General features: G+C 74.7%; 28 protein-coding genes and 1 pseudogene. 18 read left to right on the top strand and 11 right to left on the bottom strand.

What is annotated here, in order from left to right; translation table 11 throughout:
- Positions 1–33 precede the first annotated feature (33 nt).
- From ACRWNP_RS11975 to ACRWNP_RS11965, 3 genes and pseudogenes are all read left to right on the top strand, one after another.
- Entirely contained in the window at positions 34–1365 is a 1332-nt protein-coding gene (locus ACRWNP_RS11975) for a hypothetical protein (protein WP_431961081.1), read from the top strand.
- Between the two features lie 199 nt (positions 1366–1564).
- Positions 1565–2073 (top strand): annotated as a pseudogene (locus ACRWNP_RS11970) (oxidoreductase); the annotation flags it as partial.
- 9 nt (positions 2074–2082) lie between these two features.
- Positions 2083–2514, top strand: coding sequence for an ankyrin repeat domain-containing protein (locus ACRWNP_RS11965; protein ID WP_431961080.1), 432 nt, complete (start codon positions 2083–2085; stop codon positions 2512–2514).
- Between the two features lie 62 nt (positions 2515–2576).
- Here the strand turns inward: ACRWNP_RS11965 and ACRWNP_RS11960 are convergent, their stop codons facing one another.
- Positions 2577–3473: a hypothetical protein gene (locus tag ACRWNP_RS11960; protein ID WP_431961079.1), complete on the bottom strand. Its 897-nt coding sequence runs from the start codon at positions 3471–3473 to the stop codon at positions 2577–2579.
- The gene (locus ACRWNP_RS11955; RefSeq protein WP_431961078.1) at positions 3473–4753 is read right to left on the bottom strand and encodes a VWA domain-containing protein; all 1281 of its coding nucleotides are present in this window, start codon (positions 4751–4753) and stop codon (positions 3473–3475) included. Before ACRWNP_RS11955 ends, ACRWNP_RS11960 begins: the two co-directional genes overlap by 1 nt.
- A 280-nt stretch (positions 4754–5033) precedes the next feature.
- On the opposite strand from ACRWNP_RS11955, the gene ACRWNP_RS11950 reads away from it, so the two are divergent.
- Positions 5034–5900, top strand: a complete 867-nt coding sequence (locus ACRWNP_RS11950) for a helix-turn-helix domain-containing protein (protein ID WP_431961077.1) — start codon at positions 5034–5036, stop codon at positions 5898–5900.
- A 25-nt stretch (positions 5901–5925) separates the two neighbouring features.
- Here ACRWNP_RS11950 and ACRWNP_RS11945 read toward each other — a convergent pair whose 3' ends face one another.
- Entirely contained in the window at positions 5926–6798 is an 873-nt protein-coding gene (locus ACRWNP_RS11945) for an SRPBCC family protein (RefSeq protein WP_431961076.1), read from the bottom strand.
- Positions 6795–7118, bottom strand: coding sequence for an ArsR/SmtB family transcription factor (locus ACRWNP_RS11940; RefSeq protein ID WP_431961075.1), 324 nt, complete (start codon positions 7116–7118; stop codon positions 6795–6797). Before ACRWNP_RS11940 ends, ACRWNP_RS11945 begins: the two co-directional genes overlap by 4 nt.
- A 114-nt stretch (positions 7119–7232) precedes the next feature.
- Here ACRWNP_RS11940 and ACRWNP_RS11935 point away from each other — a divergent pair, with 114 nt between their 5' ends.
- Positions 7233–7646 (top strand): PaaI family thioesterase, encoded by a 414-nt coding sequence (locus ACRWNP_RS11935; RefSeq protein WP_431961074.1) that lies wholly within the window; start codon positions 7233–7235, stop codon positions 7644–7646.
- Between the two features lie 156 nt (positions 7647–7802).
- On the top strand, positions 7803–9044 hold the full coding sequence (locus ACRWNP_RS11930; protein ID WP_431961073.1) for a phosphodiester glycosidase family protein: 1242 nt from the start codon (positions 7803–7805) through the stop codon (positions 9042–9044).
- A gap of 31 nt (positions 9045–9075) precedes the next feature.
- Here ACRWNP_RS11930 and pspAB read toward each other — a convergent pair whose 3' ends face one another.
- From pspAB to ACRWNP_RS11915, 3 genes are all read right to left on the bottom strand, one after another.
- Positions 9076–9660 (bottom strand): PspA-associated protein PspAB, encoded by a 585-nt coding sequence (pspAB, locus tag ACRWNP_RS11925; RefSeq protein WP_431961072.1) that lies wholly within the window; start codon positions 9658–9660, stop codon positions 9076–9078.
- Positions 9660–10562 (bottom strand): zinc metalloprotease HtpX, encoded by a 903-nt coding sequence (gene htpX, locus ACRWNP_RS11920; RefSeq protein ID WP_431961071.1) that lies wholly within the window; start codon positions 10560–10562, stop codon positions 9660–9662. The genes pspAB and htpX overlap by 1 nt, the downstream gene beginning before the upstream one ends.
- Before the next feature lie 111 nt (positions 10563–10673).
- Complete coding sequence (locus ACRWNP_RS11915; protein ID WP_431961070.1) at positions 10674–11636, bottom strand: quinone oxidoreductase family protein; 963 nt, start codon at positions 11634–11636, stop codon at positions 10674–10676.
- A 160-nt stretch (positions 11637–11796) separates the two neighbouring features.
- On the opposite strand from ACRWNP_RS11915, the gene ACRWNP_RS11910 reads away from it, so the two are divergent.
- Both ACRWNP_RS11910 and ACRWNP_RS11905 read left to right on the top strand, forming a co-directional pair.
- Complete coding sequence (locus tag ACRWNP_RS11910; RefSeq protein WP_431961069.1) at positions 11797–12072, top strand: isoamylase early set domain-containing protein; 276 nt, start codon at positions 11797–11799, stop codon at positions 12070–12072.
- A gap of 538 nt (positions 12073–12610) precedes the next feature.
- Positions 12611–13075 carry an N-acetyltransferase family protein gene (locus ACRWNP_RS11905; protein WP_431961068.1) on the top strand — a complete coding sequence of 155 codons (465 nt, stop codon included), beginning with the start codon at positions 12611–12613 and terminating at the stop codon, positions 13073–13075.
- 25 nt (positions 13076–13100) lie between these two features.
- Here ACRWNP_RS11905 and ACRWNP_RS11900 read toward each other — a convergent pair whose 3' ends face one another.
- Complete coding sequence (locus tag ACRWNP_RS11900; RefSeq protein ID WP_431961067.1) at positions 13101–14291, bottom strand: citrate synthase; 1191 nt, start codon at positions 14289–14291, stop codon at positions 13101–13103.
- 71 nt (positions 14292–14362) lie between these two features.
- Here ACRWNP_RS11900 and ACRWNP_RS11895 point away from each other — a divergent pair, with 71 nt between their 5' ends.
- Positions 14363–15592, top strand: a complete 1230-nt coding sequence (locus tag ACRWNP_RS11895) for a citrate/2-methylcitrate synthase (protein WP_431961066.1) — start codon at positions 14363–14365, stop codon at positions 15590–15592.
- A gap of 135 nt (positions 15593–15727) precedes the next feature.
- On the opposite strand, the gene valS is transcribed toward ACRWNP_RS11895, so the two are convergent.
- Complete coding sequence (valS, locus tag ACRWNP_RS11890; protein WP_431961065.1) at positions 15728–18286, bottom strand: valine--tRNA ligase; 2559 nt, start codon at positions 18284–18286, stop codon at positions 15728–15730.
- 106 nt (positions 18287–18392) lie between these two features.
- Between valS and ACRWNP_RS11885 the strand changes: the two genes are divergently transcribed.
- Complete coding sequence (locus tag ACRWNP_RS11885; protein ID WP_431961064.1) at positions 18393–18872, top strand: MarR family winged helix-turn-helix transcriptional regulator; 480 nt, start codon at positions 18393–18395, stop codon at positions 18870–18872.
- A 9-nt stretch (positions 18873–18881) separates the two neighbouring features.
- On the top strand, positions 18882–19337 hold the full coding sequence (locus tag ACRWNP_RS11880) for a universal stress protein (RefSeq protein WP_431961063.1): 456 nt from the start codon (positions 18882–18884) through the stop codon (positions 19335–19337).
- 26 nt (positions 19338–19363) lie between these two features.
- On the opposite strand, the gene ACRWNP_RS11875 is transcribed toward ACRWNP_RS11880, so the two are convergent.
- The gene (locus ACRWNP_RS11875) at positions 19364–20323 is read right to left on the bottom strand and encodes an NADP-dependent oxidoreductase (RefSeq protein ID WP_431961062.1); all 960 of its coding nucleotides are present in this window, start codon (positions 20321–20323) and stop codon (positions 19364–19366) included.
- A gap of 227 nt (positions 20324–20550) precedes the next feature.
- Between ACRWNP_RS11875 and trxA the strand changes: the two genes are divergently transcribed.
- A complete protein-coding gene (trxA, locus tag ACRWNP_RS11870; protein WP_431961061.1) occupies positions 20551–20934 on the top strand; it encodes a thioredoxin in 384 nt (127 codons plus the stop codon).
- Positions 20935–21247: 313 nt separating this feature from the next.
- On the opposite strand, the gene ACRWNP_RS11865 is transcribed toward trxA, so the two are convergent.
- Positions 21248–21427 (bottom strand): hypothetical protein, encoded by a 180-nt coding sequence (locus tag ACRWNP_RS11865; protein ID WP_431961060.1) that lies wholly within the window; start codon positions 21425–21427, stop codon positions 21248–21250.
- A 256-nt stretch (positions 21428–21683) separates the two neighbouring features.
- On the opposite strand from ACRWNP_RS11865, the gene egtA reads away from it, so the two are divergent.
- Genes egtA through ACRWNP_RS11835 form a run of 6 tightly spaced genes read left to right on the top strand, consistent with a single transcriptional unit; the run spans position 21684 to position 26952 of the window.
- The gene (gene egtA / locus ACRWNP_RS11860) at positions 21684–22940 is read left to right on the top strand and encodes an ergothioneine biosynthesis glutamate--cysteine ligase EgtA (protein ID WP_431961059.1); all 1257 of its coding nucleotides are present in this window, start codon (positions 21684–21686) and stop codon (positions 22938–22940) included.
- Positions 22937–24268 (top strand): ergothioneine biosynthesis protein EgtB, encoded by a 1332-nt coding sequence (egtB, locus tag ACRWNP_RS11855; RefSeq protein WP_431961058.1) that lies wholly within the window; start codon positions 22937–22939, stop codon positions 24266–24268. The genes egtA and egtB overlap by 4 nt, the downstream gene beginning before the upstream one ends.
- A 28-nt stretch (positions 24269–24296) precedes the next feature.
- Complete coding sequence (egtC, locus tag ACRWNP_RS11850; RefSeq protein WP_431961056.1) at positions 24297–25052, top strand: ergothioneine biosynthesis protein EgtC; 756 nt, start codon at positions 24297–24299, stop codon at positions 25050–25052.
- Positions 25049–26011 (top strand): L-histidine N(alpha)-methyltransferase, encoded by a 963-nt coding sequence (gene egtD / locus ACRWNP_RS11845; RefSeq protein ID WP_431961055.1) that lies wholly within the window; start codon positions 25049–25051, stop codon positions 26009–26011. The genes egtC and egtD overlap by 4 nt, the downstream gene beginning before the upstream one ends.
- Before the next feature lie 3 nt (positions 26012–26014).
- Positions 26015–26386, top strand: a complete 372-nt coding sequence (locus tag ACRWNP_RS11840; protein ID WP_431961054.1) for a hypothetical protein — start codon at positions 26015–26017, stop codon at positions 26384–26386.
- Positions 26387–26400: 14 nt separating this feature from the next.
- Entirely contained in the window at positions 26401–26952 is a 552-nt protein-coding gene (locus ACRWNP_RS11835) for a MarR family winged helix-turn-helix transcriptional regulator (protein ID WP_431961112.1), read from the top strand.
- Positions 26953–26989 lie beyond the last annotated feature (37 nt).

Genomic DNA, 26989 nt, shown 5'->3' with positions numbered 1-26989 from the left:
GAACGTACGAATATGAGACGAAGGAGCATCGCCGTGGCGGACGACACCGCGCCGGCACCGTCCCATCCCCTGGCGTCCGTCCGGCGCAGCCACGGCTGGAGCTACCAGGACCTCGCCCGGGTCGTCGCCGACAACGCCCGTGCCCTCGGTGTGCCCATGGCGGCCCGCCGGGAGAAGGTGTGGCGCTGGGAGCACTGGGGCGTGGTGCCGGAGAGGGACAGCCAGCGGGCCCTGGCCCGGGCCCTGGGCGTGGCGCTGCGGGAGGTGGACGCCCGCCCGTGGCCCGGCTGGTTACCCTCGTTCGACGGCATCCCCGACGGGCTGCCGTGGACCCGGGCGGGCGGTCTCGACGCGCTGGACGCCCTGCTCGACGGCGGCGGACGCGACCCACGGGGCCATCCCGTGCTGGAGGGACCGGCCTTCGGTGCGGCCGTCGCCGACTGGACGGCCGTGACGGACCGCGGGGGGAACGGGCCGCCTCCCGATGACGCGGATCTGCTCGCCGCCCGGGAGGGTTCGGCGGCCGACGAGGAGACCGTGGCGTGGCTGGAGCGCGGCGTCCTCGGCCTGCGCCGGCTGGACGACCGGCTCGGCGGCGCTGCCGTACGCCACCGGGTCGAGGCCGACCTGCGGATCGCGCTCGACCTGCTGCGCCGGGGCCCGTACCGGGGTGGGGTGGACGCGCGTCTGCTGCGCGTCGCCGCCGGGCTGGCCCAGTTGGGCGGCTGGGCGGCGACGGACTGCGGACGGCACGGGGCGGCCCAGCGGCACTACCTCACCGGACTGCGCCTCGCGCACGGCGCGGAGGACCGCGCGCAGGCCGCCAACCTGTGGGCGGGGCTGAGCCTCCAGGCGGTGTTCGCCGGCCGCCACGACGACGCCCTCGCGGCGTCCCGGGCCGCGGAGTCCGCCGCGGCAGGGGCGACCTCGCGCACCCGGGCGATGCTCGCCACCCGCCGGGCCCGGGCGTACGCCGGGCTCGGCGAGGACGCGGCGTGCCGGCGGTCGCTGGAGGAGGCGGAGCTGCTGCTGGACACCGCGCCAGGCGACGACGACCCGTCGTGGATCTACTGGTTCGACGGGGCGGAGTTGTGCGCGCAGAGCGGGATCGCGCTGCTGGACCTCGGATGCGCGCAGGAGGCGGCCCCGCTGCTGGAGAAGGCACTGGCGATGCAGGACCCCCTCTACCGGCGCGACCGTACCCTCTACACCGCGCGCGCCGCCCTCGCCCGGGCCCGGACCGGTGACCTCGACGCCGCCCGCACCCTGACCGAGGACGCCGTGGACCTCGCCCGGGACTGCGGGTCGCCCCGGGTCGCCATCGCCGTCGAGCAGGCCAGGACTTCGCTGTCGCAGGCCCGTTGACGATCCCGCCCCGGCGCGGCGGCGGTCGGCGTCGCGGCCGCGGGTCCCGGGTCCTGGCGGCGCATCGCGTCGCCGGCCCAAGGGCCCCGGGCGCCCCGCGGGCGCCGCCGTCGTCGCGGGCCTGGCGCAACGCGTCGTCAGGGGCAGGGGCGACGTGCCCGAGGGCCCGCGCAACAAGCGGCTGGTCGCGGTGGACCTGGGCGCGGTGGTGGTCAGCCGCGGCCCGCGTGACGTGTGGCCGGCGGCCGGCGGGGCGGCCCAGGCCCGCGTCCTGCACTCCCGCGACCGGGGGCTGCCCTGGACCGTGACGGCTCCACGCTGCCCGCGGGCGACCCGGCGCGAAGGGGGTGTTCGCGCCGGCCTTCCGCGACCCTCGGCACGGGATCGCCGTGGGCGGGGAGCACCGCCCGGACCAGGCCTCCCCCGAGGCGGCCGCGGTGTCCCGCGACGGCGGCGCGACCTGGACCGGCTCCGCACGCCCCCCGGCCGCCTACCGCTCGGGCGCGGCCTGGCTGCCGTACTCCTCCCGCGCGGCGATCGCGACGGGCCCGTCCGGCAGCGACCTGACACCGGACGGCGGCCGGACCTGGCGGCCGTTCGACTCCGGGTCCCACGACCCCGTCGACTGCGCCCCGGACCCGGGCCGCCGGTGAGCAGGGCCGCGTCGCACGCCTGGGGATCGGCTCCGGCGGGGCGGCCGTCTCGTAACCTGTCCCGGTGAACCGCAGACGCCGCAAGAAGCTGAGCCGGGCCCTGGTGACCGCCGCGCGGTGCGGCGCCCTCCGGACCGCCGGGGAGCTGCTGCGCCGGGGGGCGTCCCCCGAACGCGCCGACCCGGACGGCACGACCCCGCTCTACGCGGCGTCGGTCAACGGCGCGGCGGCCGTGGCCGCGCTGCTCCTGGCGGCGGGGGCGCGGCCGGACACCGAGAGCGGCCACGGCGACGAGGGCACACCCTTGTGCGCCGCCGCCTGCTGGGGCCATGAGGAGACGGTGCGTCAGCTCCTGGCCCACGGGGCCGATCCCGGTCTGCGCGAGGACGACGGCACGGGACTCACTCCGCTGGAATGGGCGGAACGCGGTCCGCACCCGGGGACGGCTGCGCTGCTGCGCGCGGCGGCGCGCAGGGCGGCCTCCGCGGAGCGGTGAACGCGGACGCGCCGGTACGGAGCCGCCACGGCTCCCTACCGGCGCGTCACCGGGTCCCTCGGTTACGCGACCGGACGGCCGCGTCCCCGTCCGCGGGTGAGGCTGTAGCCGGCGATGCCCGCGAGCGCGCCGAGCACGCCCCCGGCCGCGGTCCAGATCCAGCGGTCGGACCACCAGCCGCCGCCCCAGCCGTCCTCGGGCTGGGCCAGCCCGGCCGGGACCGGCGACGCGCTCGGACCGGCCTCATCGTCGGCCCCCTCGCCGGACTCCTCCGTGGCGGAGGCGGACGGCACGGCGTTGGGGTCCAGGGTGGCCCCGGCCTTGGCGACGGGGGTGAGCGGGGCGGCGAGTTCGCCGTCGACGGCCTTGGAGCCGCCCGCGTCCGCCGAGGTGGTGCCGACCTGCGCCTGGACCGGCAGGCCGAGGTCCTGGTCCGGGAGCCGCAGCACGGTCAGGCGGATGTAGTACGCGCCCGGCAGCGGGTCGTTGGCCCACGCCTCGGACCACGCGCGGACGGTGCGCAGCCGGCAGCTCAGCTCCAGCTGGGTGTCCTGCGCCGACGCCGTCCTGGTGGGCTTGCCCGCCGCGCACGCCTGACGGCGGCGAAGGCCGTCGTAGACGTCGAGCTGCCAGGTCTGGTTGCCGTGCCGGGTCGCGGGCTCCGGCAGGGTGACGGTCGCGGAGACCGTGGGCACCTCGCCCGCTGCGGCGGGAAACACCCAGTACAGGTAGTCACCGGTGGAGGCGCCGGCCGGTACGGTCCGCACCCCCGGCCGGAGGTTCCCGGCGGTGCGGAAGCCGGTACCGGGCTGGACGGTCTCCTCGGTGGCCCCCGTGCCACTCGCGCCCGGGCTGGGCGTGGCGTCGTCGGCGGCCGCGGTGCCCGCCCCGGCGGCGAGCAGGGCCGCGCCCGCGAGCAGTACGGCGGCCGCCCGGCGTGCCGTTCGGATGGTACGCATCAGTTGGTCCTCCAGACGGCGACGCGCCAGCGCGAGATCCAGCCCCACAGCACACCGGCGAGCAGGCCGGTCACGACCAGCAGGGCCAGCAGCCACCAGCCGCGGCCGAGACCGAAGGAGGCGACGTCGGACGGCTCGTCGGGCGAGGAGACCAGGTCGACGCTGAGTTCGAGCGGCAGGCCCGGGGCGCGCTTGACGGCCTCCGGGGCGGAGAAGGAGTTGCTGACCTCGATGCACACGGTGCGTGCGGTCGCTGCGGCGTCGTCGTCGCGCTCCGGCCAGGCGTAGCGCAGACCGGACGAGACGACGTCGGTGCGTCCGCTGTCCGCGTCGGAACCGCGGACGAGTTCCCGTCCGCCGGTGGTGACGGCCCGTACGAGGACACCGTAGTCGCGGTTGACGGCCCGGTCGGCGCCGACGCTGACGGAGGCGCGCAGTTCCTGGCCGTCGGTGACGCTCACCCGGTACCAGCGGTGCTCGGCGAACGTCTCGCGGTCGCTGTAGACGCCGGCCCCGAGCAGCGGGGCGTCGGCGCAACGGTCGGCGCCCTGGGTCACGGTGGGGGTGACGACCACGTTGTCGGCGGAGCGGTCGACGAGTTGCTTGATGCGGTCGGAGAGCTGGTCGGCGTGGTCGACGGCGGTGTAAGTGCCGCCGGTGGCCTCGGCGATGCAGCTCAGCTGCTCACGGATCTTGGTGTTGGGCACCAGGCCGAGGGTGTCGACGACCAGGTGGGTGCCCTCGGCGGCGAGTTCGCGCGCGACCTCGCACGGGTCGAGCGGCTGGCAGGTGTCCTCGCCGTCGGTGATGAGCACGATGCGGCGGGTGCCCTCACCGCCCGCGAGGTCCTTGCCCGCGGCCTGCAGGGCGGGGCCGATCGGCGTCCATCCGGTGGGGGCGAGGGTGGCGACCGCGGTCTTGGCCTCGGTGCGGTCGACGGTGCCGACCGGGTAGAGGGCCTCGGTGTCCCTGCAGCCGACCGTCTTGTCCTTGCCGGGATAGTTGGCGCCGAGGGTGCGTATACCGAGCCGTACCTCGTCCGGGACCGCGTCGATGACCTCGTTGAACGCCTGCTTGGCCGCCGACATGCGGGACCTGCCGTCGATGTCGTTGGCCCGCATCGAGCCGCTGACGTCGAGCACGAGCTCGACCTTCGGGGCCTCGTGCGCGGTCTGCGGCCCGTCGTCCGCGGCGGCCGGCGCCGCGGCCGGGAAGAGCGCGGTGGCGAGGGCGGCCGCGAGGCCGCACAGCCCCGCCGCCAGCCGTTTGCTTATGATCATTGGCGGATCCTATGGAAGATCCGCCTCCGCACCCAACTCGGGGCTGACGTACCGTCAGACTGCTGCGGTTCCCTTCCGCCCGGCCACCGCGGGACCCCCGCGCGTCCGCGGGAACACTCCACAGGAGGACGCGACTCCGCTACGATGCGGGCCTCCGGAACGCTGTGGCACGGTGCGGCACGGTGCGTTCCAACATCGCAAAGCGTCCCCCACATGCTTTGCCGCGACCTGACGTCATGACAAACTACGCGGGCAACAGCGGTGCTGGAGGAGATGGACGGTGACTGACGCGCGGGCGGCAAGCGCTCCCACCGTGCTGCGGGTGGTGCTCGGCAGACGCCTCCAGGACCTCCGCGAAAGGGCCGGCGTCTCCTACGAGCAGGCGGCCCGCGCCCTGGACGTCACCCACGCCACGGTCCGCCGCATCGAGAAGGCCGAGGTGGGCCTGCGCATCCCGTACGTGGAGAAGTTGCTCCTGACCTACGGCGTCACCGAGCCCGCCGAGATCGCCAACTTCCTGGAGCTGGCCCGCGAGGCCAACCGCCCCGGCTGGTGGCACCGCTTCCGTGACGTGCTCCCCGAGTGGTTCAGCGCCTTCGTCAGCCTGGAGGGCGCCGCCGAGCTCATCCGCGCCTACGAGCCGCACTACGTCCCGGGCCTGCTGCAGACCCCGCAGTACGCGGAGGCCGTGCTGCGCGCGGGCCGGCCGCACGCCTCGCAGGAGGAGATCGAGCGCGGCGTCGCGCTGCGCATGGAGCGGCAGGCGCTGCTCACCCGCGACGACCCGCCCCTGCTGTGGGTGGTGATGGACGAGACGGTGCTGCGCCGCCCCATCGGCGGGCCCGAGGTGATGCGCCTGCAGATCGACCACCTGATCGAGGCGTGCGCGATGCCCCACGTACGGCTGCAGGTGATGCCCTTCACCGCGGGGCCGCACCCGGCGATGTACGGGCCGTTCCACATCTTCCGCTTCCCGCTGCCGGAGCTGCCGGACATCGCGTACGCGGAGAGCCTGATCGGCGCCGTCTACCTCGACGAACGCGAGGACGTCTCGCAGTTCCGCGAGGCCCTGGACCGGATGAGCGCCCAGGCGCTGCCCGCGGGGCCCACCCGGGAGTTCCTGGAGGAGGCACGGGGCCGGCTGTGAGGCCGGGCGCCGTGCCGTCCACCGGTCAGCGGGGCATCGCGGCCAGCTTCGCCGCGAGGCTCTCCACGCGGTCCCGCCATACGTCCAGCGCGAGGGCGGCGGGCACCTCGGGGACGCCGGTCTGGGTGAGGACCAGCCGGGCGCCGTGCCCGGTGCCCCGGGTCAGCTCCCAGCGCACGGTCCCCTCGTGGCGGCCGCCCAGGTCCCACGGGTAGGCGAGTGCCTCCTGCGGGCGCACTTCGCTCACCGGCCCGGCGGCGAAGTCCCCCACGACGAAGCCCCGCGGCACGGGTCCGCCGACCTCGGGCGCGGCCACCCCGCCGAGCAGGGTCTTCCACACGGTCGCCACGGGCTGGGTCAGCTGCCGCTCGAAGCGGACCTTCCAGCCGACGGGCAGCTCCTCCGCGGTGCCCCGGTCGAGGCCGAACTCCTTGACGTAGCGCTCATGGGCCGCCTTCATGTCGCCGGGGGCGGGCACGGGCTCGCCCGCCAGCTCGGGATCGATGCCGGCGACGCAGGCGTCCCAGCCGGCGGCGAAACTGGCGGCACCGGGGCGGTCGGCGAAGGTGTGGGTCAGGGTCAGCACGGAGCCCAGGGACTCCGGCACCAGTTCCCAGCGCAGCAGGTCCTCGCCCCAGGTGTAGGCGACGACGTGCGGCGGGTCCCACTCGGTGACCTCGCCGTCCGTCGCCTCGCCCTCGCCGCGCCGGTACAGGAAGCGCACCTTGCCGCCCACCCGCGGCTCCACCTCCACGTCGGCAGGGAACCACTTCGACAGGTGCCCGGGCTCGGTCAGGGCCCGCCACACCTTCTCCGGCGGGTGTGCGAGCCGCCGCTCCATCCGCAGCGCGGTCCGGCCGTCCGCGGTGGTCAGCGTCTCGCCGGTGTCCGTGGTCATGGCTCCTCCATCTCGTCGGGCATGGCGTCCAGATGCCACTCCAGCGCGCCCAGGCCGGTGCCCCACAGCCTGCGGTACGGCGCGAGCCAGGCGTCGACCTCCCGCAGGGGCTCGGGGCGCAGCTCGTACCAGCGGCGCTGCGCCTCGGCGCGCACCCGGACCAGGCCCGCCTCGCGGAGCACCCGCAGATGTTTGGACGTACCGGGCTGGCTGAGGCCGAGGTGCTCGGTGAGCTCGCCGACGAGACGGGGGCGTTCCAGGAGTAGATCGAGGATCCGCCGCCGCGTCGGCTCGGCCAGCACGTCGAAGGGTATGGACACGTCTTCCAACATACTCCCGAAGCTATATACTCGCAACGGCATGTAAGCGCACATGCGTGACGGGGTCCGTCGCGCCCTGGTGTACGCCCCCGACGGTGGGTCAGAATGTCCGCCGTGACGATCACCACCGCCGAGGCGGACAAGGTCCTGGCCGACAACTTCGCGCCCTGGGTGCAGGACCTGGGGCTCCTTGTCGAGGAGACCGGGGAGCGGCACGCCGTGCTGCGGCTGCCCTGGTCGGACCGGCTGACCCGGGAGGGCGGCGCACTGTCGGGCCAGGCATTGATGGCGGCCGCCGACACGGCGACCGTGATCGCGGTGTCCGCCGCCCGCGGCGGCTACGGGCCGATGACGACCATCCAGCAGTCCACGACCTTCCAACGGGCGGTCATGGGCACCGACGTGCTGGTCACGGCACGTGTCACCAAGCTCGGGCGACGGCTGGCGTTCATCGACGTCGAGCTCACCCCCGAAGGCGCCGGCGAGCCCGCGGCGCACGCGACCACGGTCTACGCCTTCCCCGGCTGAGGCGGCCGGCACCGGTCCGGCAGCTCCCTTACAGCCCGCTCATCACCGTATCGCTGAATTCCCCGCCGTGCGCGGCGTGGTGGTGCGACAACCCGGCCGGGCCCGGCAACCATTGACCTCCCGTCAGATAATCGGTTTTTTTCGGGCTGGAGCGACGTGACTCGACGACCCCGCCGGGTGCGCCTGGCGATCTCGGTGGTGCTGGCGTGGAGCGCCCTGCTCGGCGGCGCGAGCGGTGCCGCCGCCGCGGTCGCCGGGGACGGACTGCGTTACGGCGCGATCAGCGTCCTCGCCTCGGGTGTGAACTACCGGACCTTCACCTACCGGGGAGCCCACGGCACGGTCCGCGGGCACCTGCTGACGGTGGATCTGCGCACGCCCGGCGTCGCGGTGGACCTGCTGCATCCCGGCGTCGTCGCCGGACGCGACAAGGTCTCGAAGCTCGCCGACGCCGCGGGCGCCGTGGCCGGCATCAACGCCGACTTCTTCAACATGAGCGAGAGCCAGCACCCCGGGGTGCCCGCGACCGGCGCCCCGGTCGGCCCGGCGGTCGCCGCGGGACGGGCCTTGAAATCGGCGGTGCCGCTGGGCCAGCGCTTCGGGCCCAAGCTGCCGCCGGGCGCGTCCACCGAGGACGTTCTCGCGGTCGGCACCGACGGGGTCGCGCGGCTCGACCGGCTCGGGCTGGCCGGTTCGGTCAGCTTCGCCGAGGGCACGGTGCCCCTCGGCGGCCTGAACCAGTACGCGCTCCCGGTCGGCGGCGTGGGCGTGTACACCCCGGACTGGGGCAGCGCCTCCCGGCTCCGCGCCGCCTGCGGCAACGACACCAAGCGCGCGGCGCCGTGCAGCGGCGACACCTACGAGGTCACGGTCAGCCAGGGCGAGGTCGTGGACGTCGGCGAGAGCCCGGGAGGGGGCGAGATCCCGCCCGGCACGGTGGTCCTCGTCGGCCGGGAGGCGGGCGCGGAGGCGCTGCGCCTGCTGGAGCCCGGCGACGCGGTCGACGTGCGGCAGCGGCTGGTGGCCTCCGCGTACGGCGGCGGCTACCGCTTCGCCGTCGGGGGCTGCCCGATCCTGCACGACGGCTACCCGCCGGCCGGCCTGGACGACGGCGTCGCGGCGACCCGCACCGCGGCGGGCTTCGGGGACGACGGGCACGTGATGTACCTCCTGGCCCTGGACGGCAGGGCCGAGTCCGGCGCCGGCCTCACGGTCCTCGAACTCGCGTCCGTGATGTCCGGCATCGGCGCCCAAGCCGCCGTCAACCTCGACGGCGGCGGCTCCTCCACCCTCGTCACGCGCGATCCCGGCGCGCCCCGCGTCAAGGTCCGCAACCATCCGTCGGGCGGCACGGAACGTCTCGTCGCCAACGGCATCGGCGTCTTCGCCGGCGGCTGAGTCCGCCCGCCACGGACGGCCACCCGGGGCGTCAGCCCCCCAGGCCCGGCGCGCCCCAGAGCGGGAACCAGCGGCCGAGGTCCTCCTCGAGGCGGAGGTCGTCGCCGAGCAGGGCCTTGACCTGGAGCTCCAGGGGGTTGTCGCGCTTCTCCCCCGGAAGCGGTGCGAACGGGTAGAACGAGCCGCGTTTGTAGAGGTAGACCAGCGCCAGGGTGCGCCCCGCGTCGTCGCGGAAGGCGGCCAGGGAGCAGAGCAACTGGGGGCCGTAGCCGTGCCCCTCCAGTGCCGAGTTGACCGCGTGGAGGTCCCCCACCAGAACCGGCAGGTCCTGCGCCGGGCGCCGGACGACCAGCCAGGTGTACCCGTACGCGTCGCGGACCGGCTCCACCGGGACGGCGCCCTGGCCGGTGTCCATGTCCAGGAGCGCCCGCACGTCCTGCTGCACCTCGGCGAACGCACCGCCCTCGACCGCGGCGAAGCACACCGAGCCCACACCGGTGGGCCGGAAGCCGGCCGCGGCCTCAAGGGTCACGGCCGCCGAGGGGAGCCCGAACAGCTGGTCGAGGTCGGGTCTGACGGGCTTGCTGCGGCCGAGCAGCGCGTCCAGGAACCCCATCAGCGCCGCCCCAGGTCGACGGAGATCCGGCCGAGCTGCTGCAGCCGCTGCTCCAGGGTGGGGTGCGTGGACAGCAACTGGGCCAGGCTCTGGCCACCGGCGAAGGCGGGGACGAAGTAGAAGGCGTTGAACGGCTCGGCCTTGCGCAGGTCCTCGGTGGGGATGCGCGCCATCTGGCCGGAGACCTTGGTCAGTGCCGAGGCCAGGACGGAGGGCCGCCCGGTGAGCAGTGCGGCGGAGCGGTCGGCGGACAGCTCGCGGTAGCGGGACAGCATCCGGGTCAGCAGGAAGCTGACGCAGTAGACGAGCGCGCTGACCAGCGGGATGAGGACGACCACGATCGCGGTGCCGGGGTCGCGGCTGTTGCGCCCGAGGCCGCCCCACAGGCCGATGCGGGTGACCACGCCGGCGAGAACGCCCAGGAAGGAGGCGATCGTCATGACCGCCACGTCCCGGTGCGCGACGTGGGAGAGTTCGTGGGCGATGACGCCCTCCAGCTCCTCGGGCTCCAGCCGGCGCAGCAGACCGGTCGTGGCGCACACCAGCGCCGCCTTCTCGTTGCGCCCGGTGGCGAAGGCGTTGGGGACGTCGCTGTCGGCGATGGCGACGCGGGGTTTGGGCATGTCGGCCAGGGCGCAGATCCGGTCGACGACGCCGTGCAGTTCGGGGGCCTGCTCGGGCGTGACCTCGCGGGCGCCCATGCTGAAGGCGGCGATCCTGTCGCTGAACCAGAACTGGGCGACGAACAGCCCGCCCGCGACGATCAGGATCAGCGGCCAGGCCCCACGCAGCAGTGCCAGCAGGACACCCACGAAGACGACGTAGAGCAGCCCGATCATGAACATGGTGACCACCATGCGGGTGGTCAGCCCCCGGTCGGGGGCGAAGCGGGTCCTGTCCATGGCCCCTCCCGTTCCTCCGGGCCGCCGGCCGCGGCTTCGTGCTCCGCTGTCGATTGTGCCTCCGCGCGGACGCGAACGGCGGCGGCGCGGACGCGGCCGGGCCCGTAGAGGTCAGCCTGCCGGGTCGAGCGTGAGCTTGCCGTAAGTACGGCGGGCACGCAGGTCCTCGTGGGCGCGGGTGACCTCGGACAGCGGGTACCTGACGCCCTCCTGGGGCCTCAGCCGGCCGTCGGCGGTCATGTCCAGCAGCTCGGCCATCGGCTCCCGGTACATGCCGGGGCGCCCCAGGCAGTGCATCAGCCAGAAACCGACGACGGCGCGGGAGCGGCCCATGAGCTGCGCCGCCTGGACCGGGGCCGGGGGAACGCGGGAGGCGAGTCCGTACGTCACCAGGCGGCCGAAGGGGGCGAGCGCGGCCAGCGAGGCGTCGAAGACCGGGCCGCCGGTCATCTCCAGCACGATGTCGACCTTCCTGCCGCCGTTGGCCTCGACGAGCCGCTCCTTCAGCCCCGCGGCGTCCGTGGGGTCCGCCTCGATCGCGACGTCCGCGCCGAGCTCCAGCGCGAGGTCGCGCTTCTCCTTGGAGGAGGCGGTGGCGATGACCCGTCCCGCGCCGAACTCCTTGGCGAGCTGCACGGCGAGCGAGCCGGTGCCGCCCGCGGCGGCGTGCACGACCACCGACTCGCCCTCCGCCATGCGGGCGCAGGTGCGCAGCAGGTGCCAGGCGGTGAGGCCCTGGACGACCAGGGCGAGCGCCTGGCCGTCGGTGACCCCCTCGGGCACGTCGTGGGCCAGGTACTCCTCGACGACGGCCCGCTCGGCGTAGCCGCCGTTGTCGGTGAGCGCGACAACGCGGCGGCCGCCGGCGGTGCGGCCGACCACCTCGGCGCCGGGCACGAGGGGCAGGGTCGCCTTGGCGAGATAGGAGTTCTCCACCATGTGCGTGTCGGCGTAGTTGACCCCCGCCGAGGAGACCTCGACCAGCAGTTGCCCCGGCCCCGGCACGGGTTCGGGCAGCTCGGCCTGCCGCAGCACCTCCGGCCCGCCGAACTCGGTGATCTGGATCGCGCGCACCGCGACTCCCTCCGCGTACGTACCTACGTCGTCCGGGCCACGATATCCCGTAACACCGACCAGTCGGTATGTGACTTTCCCCGGAGCACCGGGAGAATGTGGGGCACCCGCGCACCGCACGTCGTCCTCCGTCCCTCGTCCGGCATCGCAGGGAGAGCCCATGCTCAGGCGCACCAAACTGTTCGGCCGCAAGACGCGGATCACCTTCGCCCTCCCCGCCGGCCACCCGCCCGGCACCGTCAGCGTGGTCGGCGACTTCAACGGCTGGGAGCCCGGCCGGCACACCCTCGTCCCCCGCCGGGACGGCACCCGCACGGTGTCGGTGATCCTCCCGGCGGGTGTGCACCGCTTCCGCTACCTCGCCACTGGAGCGGTGTGGTTCGACGACGAGTCGGCCGACCGCGTGGACGGCCGGGGCAGCCTCCTGGAGCTGTAGTCCCGGCCCGCCCCGGGGGCGCGTCCGCACCCCGCCACCACGTGACGGCCGGATGCGCCGCCGGATGAGCGGTACGAGTCGCCGCACCGTATACGCATGGTCGCGCGTAGGTACGGCAGGGGTTGCGCCAGGGAGCGCCGCACGGCAGCGCGGGCGACCGCGGCGGAAGGGCACGAACGGCATGTGGCGGCGCCTTTCAGCGCGTCAGATCCTCGGTGCGGAACCGCTGTTGGCGGTCGCCCTGATCGTCCTGCGGCAGTGGCCGATGACGGACGCCGGTACCGGCCGGCTGGGTTCCGCCGACGCCGGGTGGCTGCTGGCGGCCGGGGCGGCGACGCTGCTCGCCCGAGTGTGCTCGGCGGCCGCCCGGCAAGGCGCGGTGCCGGAGCAACTGCCCGCGGGACGGCCTGGTCTTCTGCCGGCCACCCTTCGCCGCGCCCGCGGCCAACCACATCCTCCCGGCGGGCGTCTGCGGCGACGCCGTCAACCTGCGTTTCCCGTCGCCGGCGGGCGCGGCGCCGGCGTTACGGTACTCGTCATGTCCAGCAGCCCCGGCCCGGCAGCCGTCACCCGCCCCGCGCGACCCGCCGACCTGCCGTACCTGCTGCGGTGGGAACGCGAGTACATCCGTACCGTCGAACCGGCCGCCGAGGCGGCCTGGACCGGGGCGATCGACCGCAACCTGGCCCTGTGGGTGGACTGCCTGGACCGGACCCTGGTCCTGGAGGCCGACGGAGAACCGGGCGGCTCCATGATGTGGCTGCCCGCGGACGGCAGGGCGACGCTGGTCGGCATCCATGTGGTGCCCGCCCTGCGGCGCCGCGGCTTCGGCCGCCTGCTCCTCGACGCGTTCGCCACCCAGGCCCGCGCGGCCGGCCACGGGACGCTGGCGCTCGGCGTCCACCGGGACAATCCCGCCCTCCACCTCTACAAGGGCGCCGGCTACCACCGCACGGGCGAGGACGGCGACTACCTCCTGCTGGAACGCCCCGCGGCGCCCTGACCGGTCCGCGCGGCGGTCCGCGGCGTCACGCCGCGGGCACCGGCTGGGGCGGCACGGGGCCGACGTAGCGGGCCGCCGGGCGGATGATCTTGCTGTCCTCGGCCTGCTCCAGGACGTTGGCGCACCAGCCCACGACGCGGGCGCAGGCGAAGGTGGGGGTGAACATCTCGCGCGGCAGGCCGCACAGTTCCATGACGACGCCCGCGTAGAACTCGACGTTGGTGTGGAGTTCGCGGCCCGGCTTCAGCTCGGCGAGGATCGCCTCGACCCGCGCCTCGACCTGGACGGCGAGGTCGACGAGCGGCCCGCCGAAGGAGCGGGCGATCCCCTTGAGCATGCGGGAACGGGGGTCCTCGGTGCGGTAGACGGGGTGACCGAACCCCATGATGCGGTCGCCGGCCAGGACGCGTTCGCGGATCCACGGGTCGATGCGGTCCGGGGTGCCGATGGCGTCCAGGGTGTCCAGAGCGCGACTGGGGGCGCCGCCGTGGAGCGGGCCGGACAGCGCGCCGACGGCACCGGTGAGGCAGGCGGCGAGGTCGGCGCCGGTCGAGGCGATGACGCGGGCGGTGAAGGTGGACGCGTTGAAGCCGTGGTCGACGGTGGAGATCAGGTAGCGCTCGACGGCCCTGGCGCGGGCCGGGTCGGGCTCCTCGCCGGTGAGCATGTGCAGGTAGTTGGCCGCGTACGGCAGGTCGTCGCGTGGTTCGACCGGCTCCAGGCCCTGGCCGAGCCGGTACAGGGCGGTGAGCAGCGTGGGCACCGCGGCGGTCGCGGCGAGGGCGTCGGACAGCCGCCGCTCGGGGCCGACGTCGTACAGCGGGCGGAAGCCTTCGGCCGCCCCCAGCAGGGACAGTGCGGAGCGCAGCCCCGCGAGGGGGCCGCTGAGCGCGCCGGACCGGGCGACGGCCGGCAGCGCGTCGCGGACGGCGCCCGGGAGCCGGCGCAGCGGGGCGACACGCCGGGCGAAGGCTTCGCGCCCGGCCGCGTCGGGCAGCGTGCCGAGCAGCATCAGGTGCCAGACGTCCTCGAAGGTGCGGCTTCGCGCCAGGTCCACGGCCGAGTACTGGCGGTAGTGGTAGAAGCCCTCGGTGCCGCGCACGTCACCCAGCGCGGTCTCGGTGACGACGACTCCCTTCAGGCCGCGGGGTACGTCGGGGGTGACGGGCGTGACGGTCACGGTGGTCCTCCGGTCCTGCTGCGAACAACTCGACATTGATCAGACCATCCACCATTGATTCAATCCTCGTCAATATTGATTGGATCAATATGTGATGGGATGGAGTCATGACGACGGAGGAACGGCTGAGCACGCGCGCGGCGGCCGAACGGCTCGGGGTCAAGCCGGAGACGGTGTACGCCTACGTGAGCCGCGGCCTGCTGAGCAGCCGGCGCGCCCCCGGCGGCCGGGGCAGCACCTTCGACCCCGGCGAGGTCGACGCCCTGGCACGCCGCAACCGGCGCGCCGCGCAGCAGCCCGCCGAGGACGCCGGCACGGCCGCGGTGCGCACGGCGATCACCCTCATCGAGGCGGACCGCTACTACTTCCGCGGGGTCGACGCCACGGCCCTGGCCGGGCGGTACGGCTACGAGGAGGTGACGGAGTGGCTGTGGACCGGCGTCCTGCGCCACGGGGTGCGCTTCACCGCGCCGCCGGAGGCGCTGAAGGCCGCCCGGCGGGCGGTCGCGGCGCTGCCCGCGCACAGCGGCCCGATGGACCGCTTGCGGGCGACCGCCGTCGCGGCGGCCGTGGCTGACCCGCTGCGCTTCGACCTCTCCCCCGGGGCCGTGCTCGGCGCCGCCCGCGGCCTGATCCCCACACTCGTCCGCGCTCTGCCCGCGGCCGGGATCCCGCACCCGGGCGAGGGCCGGCTGGCCTGGCGGCTGTGGTCGCGGCTGTCCGGCCGGCCCTGCGACGAGGCGTCACTGCGGGTGCTGGACGCGGCACTCGTCCTGCTCATCGACCACGACCTGGCCGCCTCGACGCTCGCCGTGCGCATCGCCGCCTCCGCCCGCGCGCACCCGTACGCCGTCGTCTCGGCCGGCCTCGGGGCCCTCGACGGCCCGCTGCACGGCGCCGCCAGCGGCCTCGCCCACCGCATGCTGGCCGAGGTGCTCGACCGCGGCAGCGCGGCCGCCGTCGTCGCCGACCATCTGCGCGCCGGCCGCGGTGTCCCGGGGCTGGGCCACCGCCTCTACCGGGGCGAGGACCCGCGCGCCGTCATGCTCTTCCGGCTGCTCGAGGACGTCCCGTACGCGGAGCAGGCCCTGGCCGCCGCGCGCGAGGTGGCCGCCACGACGGCCCGCCACACCCCGCTCCACCCCAACGTCGACCTCGCCCTCGCCGTGCTCTCCGTCTCCGCCGGCATGGTCCCCGAGGCCGGCGAGACGGTGTTCTCCGTCGCCCGGACCGCGGGCTGGATCGCCCACGCCCTGGAGGAGTACGGGGAACCCCCGCTGCGTATGCGCCCGAGCGGCCACTATGTGGGGCCCCGCCCACCGGTGCCGGTGCCCTAGCCGTTCTCGTCCGGCCGGGGCTGGTGCGGTGCCCGTCAGCCGGCTGCCCGCCGCTTTGCGCCCGGAGGGCGCGAGACGGCCGGACATCTGACCCTCCGCCCGCGCCCACTCGCAGGGCCGACAGCGCGGGACCGGTCAAGGCGCCTGCGGCAGACGCACCTCGTACGTCAGGCCGTCACCCGGTGCCGTGCGGCGATCCACCGCCGCCGCGCGGGCGGCGGCGCGGACGTCGTCCTCGGCCAGGGCGAAGAGCGCCAGCTCCGGGGCCGGACCGGTGACGACGAGCCGGCCGCTCTCCGCCCGCATCGACAGCCGCGCCTCGGACTTGGCCCTGCGGACGGCGGTGATCGCGTCGCGGGCGGTGGCCAGCACGCGCGGGTCGCCGTCGCCGGCGAGGACCCGCAGCGCGTCCGCCTCGGGCCACTCGGCGCGGTGGACGGAGCCGTCCCGCCACCAGGACCAGACCTCCTCGGTGACGAAGGGGAGGAAGGGCGCGAACAGCCGCAGCAGGACGGACAGGGCGGTGCCCAGCGTGGCGAGGGCGGAGGTCTCGCCGTCGTACGCGCGGGACTTGACCAGCTCGACGTAGTCGTCGCAGAAGTCCCAGAAGAAGGTCTCCACGCGTTCCAGGGCGCGCGCGTGGTCGAAGTCCTCCAGGGCGTCCGTGGCGGCGGCGACGGTGGACGCGAGAGCCGCCAGGAGCGCGCGGTCCAGCGGCGCCGTGATCGCCGGGGCGTCGGCGTCCGCGGCGGCGCCGGAGGTGAGCACGAAGCGGCCGACGTTGAGGACCTTCATGGCGAGGCGGCGGCCGATCTTCATCTGGCCGGTGTCGAAGGCGGTGTCCGTGCCGGGCCGGGCGGCGGCCGCCCAGTAGCGGACGGCGTCGGAGCCGTGCTGCTCCAGCAGGTCGCCCGGGGTGACCGCCTTGCCCCGGGACTTGGACATCTTCTTGCGGTCCGGGTCCAGGATCCAGCCGGAGATCGCGGCGTGCCGCCACGGCAGGACGTCCTGCTCGGCATGGGCGCGGACGACGCTGCCGAACAGCCAGGTGCGGATGATCTCGTGGGCCTGGGGCCGCAGGTCCATCGGGAAGACCTTGGCGAACAGCTCGTCGTCGCTGCCCCATCCGGCGGCGATCTGCGGGGTGAGCGACGAGGTCGCCCAGGTGTCCATGACGTCCGGGTCGCCGGTGAAGCCGCCGGGCGCGCCGCGCTGCTCCTCGCGGTAGCCGGCGGGGACGTCGGTGCCGGGGTCGACGGGCAGCGCCGACTCCTCGGGGACCAGCGGCTTGTCGTGGACGGGCTCACCGGCGTCGTCCAGCGGGTACCAGACGGGGACGGGGACGCCGAACCACCGCTGCCGGCTGATCAGCCAGTCGCCGTTGAGCCCCCCGACCCAGCTCTCGTAGCGGACCCGCATGTGCTCCGGGTGCCAGCGCAGTTCGCGGCCGCGCTCCAGCAGCCGGTCCCGCAGGGCCTCGTCGCGGCCGCCGTTGCGCAGGTACCACTGGCGGGTGGTGACGATCTCCAGCGGCCGGTCGCCCTTCTCGTAGAACTTGACGGCGTGGACGACCGGTTCGGGCTCGCCCTCCAGTTCGCCGCGTTCGCGCAGCATCCTCACCAGCCGCTCGCGGCCGGTGTGCGCGGTGGCACCGGCCAGCTCCCCGTACGCCTCGCGGGCCCGCGCCGTGTCCAGGGCGGGCGGCGGCGCCGGCAGGAAGCGCCCGTCGCGGCCGAGGACCGGACGGGTGGGCAGCCGGAGTTCGCGCCACCAGGTGACGTCGGTGGTGTCGCCGAAGGTGCAGATCATGGCGATGCCGGTGCCCTTGGCCGGGTCGGCCAGCCGGTGGGCGTGGACGGGGACCGCGACACCGAAGACGGGGGTCGTGACACTGGTGCCGATCAGCCCGCGGTAGCGCTCGTCGTCGGGATGCGCGACCAGGGCGACGCAGGCGGGGAGGAGTTCGGGCCGGGTGGTGGCGACGACGACCCGGCCGCCGTCGGGGCGGTGGAAGGCCAGCCGGTGGTAGGCGCCGGGCCGTTCGCGGTCCTCCAGCTCCGCCTGGGCGACGGCGGTGCGGAAGGTGGTGTCCCACAGGGTGGGCGCCTCGGCGGAATAGGCCTCGCCGCGCGCCAGGTTGCGCAGGAAGGCGCGCTGGGAGGCGGCGCGCGAACGGGCGTCGACGGTCTGGTAGGTGAGCGTCCAGTCGACCGACAGGCCCAGGCGGCGCCACAGGTGCTCGAAGGTCTTCTCGTCCTCGGCGGTGAGGGCCTCGCACAGTTCGATGAAATTCCGCCGTGAGACGGGCTCCTGGTGCCTGCCCGGGCGCTCGGGCGGGGTGAAGCCGGGGTCGTACGGGAGCGAGGGGTCGCAGGCGACCCCGTAGTGGTTCTGGACCCGGCGCTCGGTGGGCAGGCCGTTGTCGTCCCAGCCCATGGGGTAGAAGACGGTCTGCCCGCGCATGCGCCGGTAGCGGGCGACGGTGTCGGTGTGGGTGTACGAGAAGACGTGGCCGATGTGGAGCGATCCGCTGGCCGTGGGCGGCGGGGTGTCGATGGAGAAGATCTCCTCGCGCGGCCGTGACCGGTCGAAGCGGTGTACCCCCGTCTCGTCCCAGCGCCGCGACCATTTCGCTTCGAGCCCGTCGAGGGAGGGCTTGCCGGGGACGTCGTGATGAAGAGACGGGGGGTTCATGCCCCCTCATGGTAGGCAGGCGGGCCCGCGCGGCCGAACGATTTATCCGCCGGATCATTCGTGCCACCGACGATTCGGTAACGGACCTTTTTGCTAGGCTCGGACCATGGGTCCCACGGCATCCGCGCCCGACTTCACCGGGCTGCTGCAATACGCCAGCCACGCCATGACGAACCGGCTGGCGGCCGCGCTGGCCGAGGTCGGGCTCACCCCCCGCGGGTACTGCGTGCTGCTGCACGCGCTCCCCGGGCAGCTGACACAGGCTCAACTCGCCGAGATCTCCCAGCAGGACAAGACCACGATGGTGGTCACCGTGGACGAGCTGGAGCGGGCCGGCCTCGCCGAGCGGCACCCCTCCCCCACGGACCGCCGGGCCCGCATCATCACCGTGACCGAGGCGGGCCGGGAGCTCGTCGCCCGCGGCAGGGAGATCACCGCGCGCGTCCACGGCGACCTGCTGGGAGCCCTTCCCGAGGACGAACGGGCGGTCTTCGCCTCCGCGCTGCAGCGGCTGGTGGACGGGCATCTCGCCGCCGCCGTGGATTCGCCGCGCCCGGTGCGGCGCGCGCGGCAGTCGCGCAAGTAGGCTCGGAACGTGAGCGACAAGGCGGCTTTCGAGCGGGGCACGGACGGTCCCAAGGTGATCGTGGCGGGACTGGACGGCTCGGAGTCCTCGTGGCGCGCCGTGGCGTACGCGGCGGGGCTGGCGCGCCGCCAGAATGCGCTGCTGGCGATCGTGTACGTGCAGCCGGTCCTGGCGGCGGGGGCCGCCTTCGGCGCCCCGGTCGCGGAGGCGACCGCCGAGATCGCGGACCAGCTCAAGGCGGAGATAGAGAAGGCCGCCGCCCGCTTCCAGGCGGTGTCCAGCCTGCGCTGGGAGTTCCACACCTTCACGGGCGACCCGTTCGGCGGGCTGTCGCAGGCCTCGAACGAGCTCAAGGCCGACGCGGTCGTCGTCGGCGCCTCCGAGAAGGCCGGGCACCGGATCGTGGGCTCGGTCGCGGTGCGGCTGGTCAAGGCGGGCCGCTGGCCGGTGACGGTCGTCCCGTAGGCTCCGCCCCGTCCCGGCCCGGGCGGTCAGACCCCGTCGGCGACGTGGATGACGACCTTGCCCCGGCGGTGCTCGTGCTCCAGTGCCTCATAGGCGGCGCGGGTCTCGGCGAGCGGGACCACGCGGTCGACCCGCGGGGTGAGCTTGCCGCCGTCGATGAGCCGGGAGACCGCCTCCAGGCCCGCCCGGTCCGGCTCGACGACGAAGAAGACACCGCGGGCGCCGTGTGCGCGGGCGCTCTCCGGGTCGGGCGGGGACACGATGCTGACCAGCAGTCCGCCGGGTCGCAGCACCGACCAGGAGCGGTCCTGCGTGTCCCCGCCGACGGCGTCGAAGACGACGTCCACGTCCGTCACCTCGTCCTCGAAGCGGCTGCCGGCGTAGTCGACGACCCGCTCCGCGCCGAGTGCGGCGACGAAGCCCGCGTCGCGCGCGGCGGCGGTCGCCGTGACCCGCGCGCCGAGCGCGGCGGCGATCTGGACGGCGAAGGAACCGACGCCTCCCGCCGCGCCGTGGACGAGGACGTGCCGACCCGGGGTGACTCCGGCGTGCCGGGCCAGCGCCTGCCAGACGGTGAGCGCGGCGAGCGGTACCGAGGCGGCGGCGTCGTGGTCGATCCGCCGGGGCTTGGGGGCCAGGATGCCCGCGGGGAGGGTGACGAACTCGGCGGCGGCGCCGTCGTGGACGAAGGGGATCAGCGCGTAGACGGCGTCCCCGACCCTCGGGGTGATGACGCCCGGGCCCACCTCGGCGACCACTCCGGAGACCTCGTGCGAGGGGATGGTGGGGGTGCGGTCGCGGCCCGAGCCGTCGAAGCTGTCGGTCCAGGTCGCGTCCCAGTAGAGCTCCCCGGCGGTCACGGAGGCGGCCCGCACCGCCACCAGCGCCTCGCCCGGGTCCGGCACGGGGCGGGGCGCGAGCTCGTAGTGGAGCTGTTCGGGTCCACCGCGCCGATGGGCCCGTACGGCGTGCATCGTCGTCACCATCGGCCGCTCCCGTGGTTCGCTCCCGCGCCTGCCCGGCGGGGGCGCATCGTGTCCCCGCTCCTTCCAGCATCCGGCCCCGGACGGCTCCCGGCATCCCGTTCAGCGGGGCGGCCCGGGGGGACGCGCCGGGGGACGCGCCGGGGACGGCGTCCGGAATAGCGCAGCGCTGCCTTCGGTTACGGTCAGTGGGTCCCGACCGACGGCACCCGGAAGCAGGTAAGGGAAACATGAGCACTGTTGAGCTCACCAAGGACAACTTCGACGAGGTCGTGGGCAACAACGATTTCGTACTGATCGACTTCTGGGCGTCCTGGTGCGGCCCGTGCCGGATGTTCGCCCCCGTCTACGAGGCTGCCGCGGAGAAGAACACCGACCTCGTGTTCGGCAAGATCGACACGGAGGCGCAGCCCGAGCTGGCCGCCGCGTTCCAGATCCAGTCCATCCCGACGTTGATGATCATCCGCGACAAGGTGGCCGTCTTCTCCCAGCCCGGCGCGCTGCCCGCGCCCGCGTTCGAGGACCTGATCAAGCAGGCCCGCGACCTGGACATGGACGAGGTCCGCAAGTCCATCGCCGAGCAGGGTGCGGGCCAGGAGGCCCCGAAGGGCTGACCTCGCACGAGGCACCAGCTGTGGTGCGACCGTATGGCGCGCACCGTCGCGGAGTCCGTCCAGCGCCAGTGAGGTGATCGGCGCCCCGGGCCGCCGTACGGGGCGCGCGGGCTCAGCCGCCATGACGTGGCAGCGGCTTCCGCCGCCCGCACGGCGCTCCTGGGCCCGCTGCCGCCCGGCGCCGAACCGCACGCGGGTACTCCTGGGCAACGTCCCGGAGTTCCCGCTCCGGCCCCGGCGCCGCGGCGTGTGCGGGGGCCTGGGCGGCCCGTCCCGGCGCGGTGCGGAGCCGGCCCGGGACATCACGCGCGCCTCATGCTCGCCGCGGGTCCCCGGTCGCGCGCACCTTTCGTCGCCGCGCGGACATCGCGCTCTCGCTGCCCGGGAACGGATCCTGGCCGTGGACGACCCGGCGTGTGCGGCCCAGCTCCGCCCGTACCAGGTCGCCGGTCCGCCGCGCGGCCGCGGACATCTCGTCGGCGAGGTTCCGCATCCGCCCCTTACCTGGGCAGACGCTCTCTGGAGATGCGCGCCGCCGGGTGGCGGTCCACTCTTGATTCGGACCGGACGGCAGAGGCCCCCCTCGACTCGGGTGTCACCTGCCGTCCCTCGCCCGTTCGTATGGGGCGCTCTTGAGCGGCCCGCACCGAAGGGCTTAGGTGGTACGGACACCGCCCGGCCGCGGCCGGGCGGATACGGAGAACCGCCTTCGACGGGAGGTCCCGCCCATGCCCGGCACCAGTCAGCGGATGGAGACATCCGAACCGATCAGCGAGACAGCGGCGGAGGATCATATACAGGGCATCTGTTTCAAGACCGGCCCGCCCCGCCGCATAGGCGTGGAACTGGAATGGTTCCTCCACGACCCGCACGACCCGGCCCGCCCGGTGGGCCCCGCACGGCTCGGCGCCGCCGTCGCCGGACTGCGTGACCTGTACCTCCGCTCCCGGCTCACGACCGAGCCCGGCGGACAGCTGGAGCTCAGCTCGCTGCCCGCCCCCTCACTGACCGCGTGCGTCAATGCCGCGGCCGCCGACCTCCACTCCGTACGCCACCGGCTCCGCCGGGAGGGCCTGGCCCTGGCGGGCCACGGCCACGATCCCTGGCGGCGGCCCCGCCGGCTGCTGGACGAGCCCCGGTACGCGGCGATGGAGGCGTATTTCGACCGCTCCGGACCCGCGGGCCGGGCCATGATGTGCTCCACGGCCTCCGTCCAGGTCTGCCTGGACTCGGGCACGGAGGAGCCCGGGCCCTTCGGGCTCGGCAGACGCTGGCTGCTGGCCCACCTGCTGGGCGCCGTCCTGGTGGCCGCGTTCGCCAACTCCCCGCTCAGCGAAGGCCGTCCGACCGGCTGGCGGTCCACGCGGCAGGCGGTGTGGAGCGCACTGGACCCGGGGCGCACCCTCGCCCCGCCCGCCGGGACCGACCCGCGGACGGCCTGGACGGCCTACGCCCTGGACGCCCCGGTGCTGTGCATCCGCGGCGACGAGGCACCCTGGACGGTGCCCGACGGGCTCACCTTCCGCGACTGGATCCGTGACGGGTCGCACCGGCGCCCGACCCTCGCGGACCTGGACTACCACCTGTCGACGCTGTTCCCGCCGGTGCGACCGCGCGGATACCTGGAGCTGCGCATGATCGACGCGCAGCCTGGGCGGGACGGCTGGATCGTGCCGCTGGCCGTCGCCGTGGCGCTCTTCGACGACGCCGCCGCCTCGGAGGTCGCCTACCGGGCGGTGAAGCCGCTCGCCGACGCGGCGGGCGGGGACCCGGCCCCCCGCAACCCGCTGTGGCGGCGCGCCGCCCGGTACGGCCTGGCCGACCCCGAACTCCACGCCATCGCCATGACCTGCTTCGCCGCGGCCCGCGAGGCCCTGCCCCGGCTCGGCGCGGACCGGGCAGTGCTGCGGGCGGTGGACGACTTCACCGAGCGCTATGTCGAGCGCGGTCGATGTCCCGCCGACGACCTGCTCGACACCTTTCGACGCAAGGAGAGCCGCACGTGACCGCACCCGCGCTCGACCCCGAAGTCCTGCGCCGGCGTGCGCTGGACGCCCTGACCACCGCCCGTGACCGCACCCGGGGACTCACCACCTGCGTCGACGATCATGAACTGACCGCGCAGCACTCCCCGTTGATGTCCCCCCTGGTCTGGGACCTGGCGCACATCGGCAACCAGGAGGAGCAGTGGCTTCTGCGCAACGTCGGCGGCCGTGAGGCACTGCGGCCCGACATCGACCCCATCTACGACGCCTTCGAGCACCCGCGCTCGGAGCGGCCCACGCTGCCGCTGCTGCCGCCCGCGGAGGCGCACGCCTACGCGGCGCAGGTGCGCGGCCGGGTGCTGGACATCCTGGAGCGGGCGCCCCTGCACGGCACCCCGCTGACCGACGCGGCCTTCGCCTTCGGAATGATCGCCCAGCACGAACAGCAGCACGACGAGACGATGCTGATCACCCATCAGCTGCGGCGCGGACCGGCGGCCCTGACCGCGCCCCCGCCGCCACCCGCACCCGCGGACGCGGCGCTGCTGCCGGCCGAGGTCCTGGTCCCCGGCGGTCTGTTCACCATGGGCACCTCGACCGAGCCGTGGGCGCTGGACAACGAACGTCCCTCGCACGTACGCGAGGTGGCGCCGTTCTTCATCGACACCGTGCCGGTGAGCAACGGCGCGTACCTCGCCTTCCTCGAGGACGGCGGCTACGAGGACGAGCGCTGGTGGACCGCGGCCGGCTGGGCGCACATCCGCGAGCACGGTCTGTTCGCCCCGCTGTTCTGGCGCCGGGAGGGCGGTGTGTGGCTGCGCCGCCGCTTCGGGGTGACCGAGCCGGTGCCGCACGAGGAGCCCGTGCTGCACGTGTGCTGGTACGAGGCCGACGCGTACGCCCGCTGGGCCGGGCGCCGGCTGCCCACCGAGACGGAGTGGGAGAAGGCCGCCCGGCACGACCCGGCGACCGGCCGCTCCCGCCGTTACCCGTGGGGCGACGCGGATCCCGGCCCCCAGCACGCCAACCTCGGACAGCGGCACCTGCGGCCGGCCCCGGTGGGCAGCTACCCGGCCGGTGCGTCACCGCTGGGCGTTCGGCAGCTGGTCGGCGACGTGTGGGAGTGGACGGCGAGCGACTTCCTGCCCTACCCGGGCTTCGCCCCCTTCCCGTACAAGGAGTACTCGGAGGTCTTCTTCGGCCCCGACCACAAGGTGCTGCGCGGCGGCTCCTTCGCCGTGGACGCCGTGGCCTGCCGGGGCACGTTCCGCAACTGGGACTACCCGATCCGGCGGCAGATCTTCTCCGGCTTCCGCACCGCCCGCGACGCCCGCCCGGAGCAGGTGTGAGCGCCGCGACGAGAGGGGGGCGCGGCTGATGTGCCGGCACCTGGCGTACGTCGGCCCGCCCGTCGCGCTCCGCGAACTCGTCATCGACCCGCCGCACTCGCTGTACCGCCAGTCGTGGGCGCCGCGCCGGCAGAAGTACGGCACGGTCAACGCCGACGGCTTCGGTGTCGGCTGGTACGCGGACGGGGATCCGCTGCCCGCGCGCTACCGGCGCTCCGGGCCGGTCTGGGACGACCCGTCCTTCGCGGACGTGTGCCGGGTGACGCGTTCGGGAGCGCTGCTCGGGGCGGTCCGCGACATCACCGAGGGCTCGGTCGCCGACGAGTCCGCCGCCGCCCCGTACACGGCGGGCCGCTGGCTGTTCAGCCACAACGGCGCGCTGCGCGGCTGGCCGCACTCCGTCGCCGAGGCGGCCCGCGCGCTGCCCGCGGAGGAGCTGCTGGCCCTGGAGGCGCGCTGCGACTCGGCCCTTGCCTGGGCGCTGACCCTGCACCGGCTGCGGGCCGGCGCCCCGGCGGACGAGGCACTCGCCGACACCGTCGGCCGGCTGGCCGCGCTGACCCCCGACTCACGTCTCAACTTCCTGCTGACCGACGGCCGGGCGATCGCCGCCACCGCCTGGGGCGACACGCTCTGGTACCTGGAGGTGCCCGGCCGCTCCCTCGTCGTGGCCTCCGAGCCGTACGACGACAGTCCGCGCTGGACCGAGGTCCCCGACCGCCACCTGCTGTACGGCGATCCCACCGAGGTCCTGCTGATCCCGCTCAAGGAGCCGCACCTGTGAGCCCGTTCACCCTCACCCGCACCCTGCCCGCCGACGCCACCGCGGCCGCGTTGCGCGCCGACGTGGCCCACGGGCTGACCCGCGCCCCCAAGCAGCTCCCGCCCAAGTGGTTCTACGACGCCCGCGGCAGCGAGCTGTTCGAGGAGATCACCCGGCTGCCCGAGTACTACCCGACCCGCGCCGAGCGGGAGATCCTGCAGGCGAGGGCGCCGGAGATCGCCGAGGCGACCGGCGCCCGCACCCTGGTCGAGCTGGGCTCCGGTTCCTCGGAGAAGACCCGGCTGCTGATCGGCGCGCTGGGCGCGCCGCTGACGTACGTGCCGGTCGACGTCAGCGAGTCCGCGCTCACCGGCGCGGGCGAGGCCCTCCTGGCCGACCACCGGGACCTGACCGTGCACGCGCTCGTCGCCGACTTCGAGCACGGGCCGGCCCTGCCCGAGACGCCCGGCCCACGGCTGGTCGCCTTCCTCGGCGGCACGATCGGCAATCTGCTGCCGCAGGAGCGGGCGCGCTTCCTCGCCTCGGTCCGCGCGCTGCTCTCCCAGGGCGACGCGCTGCTGCTCGGCACCGACCTGGTCAAGGACGAGGCGACGCTGGTGGCGGCCTACGACGACGCGCAGGGCGTCACGGCCGCCTTCAACAAGAACGTCCTGTCGGTCATCGACCGCGAGCTCGGCGCGGACTTCCAACCGGACGACTTCGACCACATGGCCGTGTGGGACCGCGAGGAGGAGTGGATCGAGATGCGCCTGCGGGCGCGCGCCGACGTGACCGTGAAGGTCCCCGCGCTCGACCTGTCCGTGGACTTCGCCCGTGGCGAGGAGATGCGCACCGAGGTCTCCGCCAAGTTCCGCGAGGAGGGCGTGCGGGCCGAGCTGGCCGCCGCCGGTCTCACCCTGCGGCACTGGTGGACCGACGCCGAGGGCCGGTTCGCGCTGTCGCTGGCTTTCCCCGCCTGATCCGTGCGAAGCGGTGGCCGGTCCCGGAACGGGGGGCCGGCCGCCGCGTTCGCGGGCGCGTGGCCGGCCGGCCGCCGGCTGGACACCCTCGTCGGCGCCGCGGCGGACCTGCCGGCCTTCGCCGTGCCGAACCGCCGGGCGGGGCACCGGGCGGGTGCCGCGCTGCGGCGCCTGGCGGAGGATCTCGCCGCTTTCGTCACCCGCGAGGCCGGCTCACGACGGCCCTGCTGGAGCTGCGCGAGGGCCGCCGGCACCGCCTCCGGCGAGTGGCGGACCCGGGCCCTGCCCCAGCGCCGGATCGCCGCCGCGGAGGAGCGCGGGCGCCTGCTGCCGGCAGGTCGGCGCGGGGACGACTGGTCCGTCACCGTGCCGTGACGACGCGTACGATCATGCGGACGCCGCCGGAGCCGCCGGCGTACGGAGGAAGGACGACGCGCGTGGAGGACGCCCTCGCGACGGTGCTGCGCCAGTGGCAGGACGTCTACCCGGACCTGGACTTCGGGCCGGTCGCCGTCATCGGCAGGCTGACCCGCTGTGCCGCCCTGCTGCAGCAGGTCACCGAGACGCCCCTGGGTCGCGAGGGCCTCACCCGCCCGGAGTACGACATCCTCATCGCCCTGCGCCGCGTCGGCGGCGAGCTGACACCGGGCCGGCTCGCCCGGGAGACCTTCGCCTCGGGTGCCGCGGTCACCAAGCGGATCAAGCTGCTCGAGGAGCGCGGCCTGGTCGCCCGCCGCCCGGACGGCCGCGACCGCCGGGTCTCCCACCTGCGACTGACCGAGGAGGGGAGGGCGCTCGTCGACCGCGTACTGCCCGAGCAGCTGGCCTACGAGACGGGGCTGCTGTCCGGGCTCCCGGAGGGCCGCCGCGAGGAGCTGGCGGACATCCTCGGCGAGCTCCTGCTGCTGCTCGAAGGCCACCTGGGCGCGCTTTCCGGGTGAAGCGGGCGGCCGGTGGACCCACGGCACCGGCACTTCA

The sequence above is a fragment of the Actinacidiphila sp. bgisy160 genome, from assembly GCF_965342435.1.
Classification (GTDB): Bacteria; Actinomycetota; Actinomycetes; order Streptomycetales; family Streptomycetaceae; genus Actinacidiphila.
The sequence above is the reverse complement of the archived record's forward strand: the minus strand, read 5'-3'. Positions and strand labels throughout refer to the sequence as shown.